The 3689-nt window shown below is 49.7% G+C and carries 6 protein-coding genes; 1 reads left to right on the forward strand and 5 read right to left on the reverse strand.

Annotation, left to right across the window (positions count from 1 at the left end; all coding sequences use genetic code 11):
* On the forward strand, positions 1–755 hold a 755-nt coding region (locus VB081_RS06905; protein ID WP_323400094.1), incomplete at its 5' end, for a metal-transporting ATPase.
* Between the two features lie 24 nt (positions 756–779).
* Here VB081_RS06905 and VB081_RS06910 read toward each other — a convergent pair.
* The 5 genes from VB081_RS06910 to VB081_RS06930 form a co-directional block, all read right to left on the reverse strand.
* Positions 780–2021, reverse strand: coding sequence for an HD-GYP domain-containing protein (locus tag VB081_RS06910; RefSeq protein WP_323400095.1), 1242 nt, complete (start codon positions 2019–2021; stop codon positions 780–782).
* Between the two features lie 33 nt (positions 2022–2054).
* A complete protein-coding gene (locus tag VB081_RS06915) occupies positions 2055–2339 on the reverse strand; it encodes a metalloregulator ArsR/SmtB family transcription factor (RefSeq protein WP_323400096.1) in 285 nt (94 codons plus the stop codon).
* Positions 2302–2919 (reverse strand): 4Fe-4S binding protein, encoded by a 618-nt coding sequence (locus VB081_RS06920; protein ID WP_323400097.1) that lies wholly within the window; start codon positions 2917–2919, stop codon positions 2302–2304. The genes VB081_RS06915 and VB081_RS06920 overlap by 38 nt, the downstream gene beginning before the upstream one ends.
* Positions 2916–3122: a 4Fe-4S binding protein gene (locus VB081_RS06925; protein ID WP_323400098.1), complete on the reverse strand. Its 207-nt coding sequence runs from the start codon at positions 3120–3122 to the stop codon at positions 2916–2918. The genes VB081_RS06920 and VB081_RS06925 overlap by 4 nt, the downstream gene beginning before the upstream one ends.
* Before the next feature lie 126 nt (positions 3123–3248).
* Positions 3249–3689, reverse strand: a 441-nt coding sequence (locus VB081_RS06930) for a Crp/Fnr family transcriptional regulator (RefSeq protein ID WP_323400099.1), incomplete at its 5' end; no start/stop codon positions are given.

Here is a 3689-nt window from a genome sequence, read left to right on the forward strand (position 1 = left end):
CTGCCGAAGCGATTCGGGCTGAAATGGGCATTGATACCGTCATAGCTGAAGTGCTTCCCCAGGACAAGGAGGCTGAGATCCGCCGTTTGCAGGAATCCGGGAAAAAGGTGGCCATGATTGGCGATGGTGTCAATGACGCACCGGCATTGGCCCGCGCAGATGTAGGCATTGCGATTGGTGCAGGAACAGATATCGCCATTGAGTCGGCGGATATCGTACTCATGAAAAGCGACCTGCAGGATGCGGTAACCGCCATCGAGCTGAGCCGCGCCGTTATCCGAAACATCAAACAAAACCTGTTCTGGGCGTTCTTCTATAACAGCGCAGGCATACCGCTGGCGGCAGGCGTATTCTTTCTTATGCTGGGCTGGAAGCTCAATCCGATGTTTGCCGCTGCGGCCATGAGCCTGAGCAGTGTATTTGTTGTTACGAATGCGCTTCGGCTCAAATTATTCAAACCGAAGCATATGCCACAAAGACTTGCTTCACAGTGCGATGTGGCTTGCCAACTCGACAACATAAGCGACACGAAGGAGGAAAAGAAAATGCAGAAAACAATGACAATCGAGGGGATGACCTGTGGCCACTGCACGGCGCGTGTGGAAAAAGCGCTGAATGCAATCGGTGGCGTCAGCGCTGTGGTGGATCTTGAGAAGAAAACTGCGACTATTTCCATCGATAGCGACGTTTCGGATGCCGCACTCAAGGCCGCCGTAGAAGATGCAGGCTATGAGGTTATCTCTATCGGACAGTAAGTGAAGATAGCCTTCACACCGTTTTTAGCAAAATACGCTTATCATATCAGCCGTGATTTCGCGGCTGATTTTCCCGTCATTCGCCATGCCCTGAAGGACTTTACACGCTTCCTCATGGGACATGCCTGCGCGGTAGGGGCGATCTTCGGTCAGCGCCTGATAGATGTCCACGCAGCCGATCAGTCGGCTTTCAAAGCAGCAGGCATCCGCCGTCAGCCCGAAGGGATACCCTGAGCCGTCCAGCTTTTCATGGTGATTTGCAGCCCACTCGGCTATATCCTCAAACCCGCGCACTGTCTCGATGACCTTGCGGGTATAAAATGCATGGGTTTTTATTTGACTGAACTCGGGATCGGTCAGCTTGCCGGGCTTGTCGATGATGTGGTTGGGAATGGCGAGCTTTCTAATGTCGTGAAGGTCAGCGGCGATCATCATTCTGGTCTTTTTTGCGGCATCAAAGCCGTAATAATCGCACATAACTGCGGTTTTATCGGTGGCCCCCTTGGAGTGGTTTGCGGTAAATGGTGATTTAGAGTCGATGATGCCGCTCATAATGGCCGAAATGGGCAACAACTGCTTTAGGTCAATGTCGATGGTGTAAACCGGGATGTGACGTCCTATTTCGGAGTCAAGAAAACGGGAGTCAAGAGAGAGCCAAAAGCTGACTGCGCTCGCTGCATTCCTGAACGCCTCAACCAGCAGCGGCGAATACCTGCTCCCAGTGTCCCCAACAATGCCGGCTATAATGTCCTCATGTGTTTCGCCGGCTGCATAGGCAACTTCCAGCGGCTCGGCCAGCGCAATGATTTGTGAAAACAGCGGAATATCATCCCCGGACATGCCAAAGGGTCCGCTTCCGTCGTAGCTTTCGTGGTGATATTTGATAACGGTTTCACGCCTTTTCAAAAAGGGGAAGGCTTCAAGATTTTTCTCTCCGACAAGGCAATGGGAGGCAGTACAGTCGAGGCGCTCACGTCCATCCTTCGAGAGAACATTGTAGCACTCATGCGTGATGCCGTTATCGTGCAGCATGGCATAGGAACTCAGATCAAAGATGTCCTCATCCGAAAGCCCCATTGCCCTGCCGATTTGAGCGGCGATGAGGCCGGTACGCTTGTTATGATTGCTGGTGTTGCCCCGAAGTTCCATCTCAAGAAAATCAAGCGTGAAGGCAAATGCGGTCGTAAATTCATTTCGGTTCAATTTCATAAATGCGGCGTCAGCATGTTTGACCTTCGTATCGGTAGATGTTCTAATGTTTGGCAAAGCAGGCGTCTCCTTTACAATGATAATATCCCTCTATATGGCGCAGTAATGTTTTTTCAGCACATGGATGATCTCCTCTACTCGGTGATCCGCAATGGAGTAGGTGATAGTTTGTCCCGACTTGTTGAAATCCAAAATGCCGTGTGCTTTCAGCAGTGTTAGATGCTGTGACAGCGCTGACATCGTGATATTGGGGACATATTTGGAAATCTCCCCAACATTCATGGGCTGTTCCATCAGCGCACACAAAATCAGTAGACGATTTTCGTTGGCCAACACTTTAAGCAGTTCTGCTATTTGCTTCGCTTTCTCCTCCATTTTGTGCGTCCTTTCTGTGTTTGATTTTGCAAATACCCTGCGTCATTGTTCCCATCGGGCAATAGACACACCAGGAGCGAGGCTTGAAAACAATCATCGTCACCAGTCCGAGCACCGTCGAAGTCAACATCACACCGTAAAAGCCAAAGGCAAACTGTGCGATCCCCGGCGGAACAAATGAGGTGTTTGTCCATTGCCAGGGTAGTTTAAACGCCCATAAAAGAGTGACAGACTCACGGAGCGTTGCCCCTGCAAATACCAGATAGGTATTATAGAGCATCAGAAAGAACATTGCCATGAAGAAGGTGAGAAAACCATAGCGAAACCACTTCGAGCGCAGGAACTTCGGAGGCGCTTTTTTTCGTGACAGACCCAACTTGCCTCCCAATAGTTCAAACAGTTGGCCTCTGCCGCAATACTTGTTACAATAGCCCTTACTGCCTCCGATCATGGCAATGAGCAGCGGTGTGATAAAGCAAAGCAAGCCAATCCACGCAAACAGGATGTTGAAAAAGCCGAGCGCCAAATAAACGGAGGAAAATATCCACAAGTAATCGTACCACCACTTTTTTGCCTTCATGCGGATTCCACCTCTCTTTTTTTGCATACGATTACATCGGCTGGACATGCGACGACGCATTTGCCGCAGCCCTTACAGCAGATTTCATCAACTACAGCGTGTAGCCCCTTATACACAGTAATTGCGCCAAAGGGGCAGCATTTGGCGCAATTGCCGCAGGCGACACATTCCTCCTCCACTTGTGCGACTCTTTTTGTTTGCAAAATTAATCAGCTCCATTTCATTATTTTAGACATTGCTAATATACTGAAATAAAGGTGGGTTGTCAAGTGCGGATGCATCACTCGAATGGAGAATAGACGGATGTCCAGCTTTGCGCTGCATTCCTGTTATTGCGCATTCAAAAGTGTGTAGGTATTTTTGTCGAAATTGATGAGCCCGTCGCCCTGCATCCGGTTCAGTTCTCTTGTGAGCGAGCTGCGATCGGCTCCCAAAAAATCGGCCAGATCAACACGCCCAAGAGGAGCCGTGACAATTGTTGAACCCTGCTCTTGAGCAAGCTGAGACAGATAGGCCAGCATCTTTTCCCGCAGGGAATGCTTTGTAGTAATTTCTAGGCTCTCCATCAGCTTGATGTTTTTTCGAGCAATAAGCTCAACCATATTCTTAATCAGGGCATTGTGAAACCCGCAGGCGCTGGGACAAATATGCATAACCCTCTCAAAGGGTAGAAAGAGAACATTGCTGTTCTCTGCCGCCTGTACAGATACGGTTAGCGTGTAGCTGCCTCCGCACACAAAGGATTCTCCGAACACTGCTTTTGCGCCCAA

The organism is Christensenella sp., from assembly GCF_034927525.1.
Taxonomy (GTDB): domain Bacteria; phylum Bacillota; class Clostridia; order Christensenellales; family Christensenellaceae; genus Christensenella.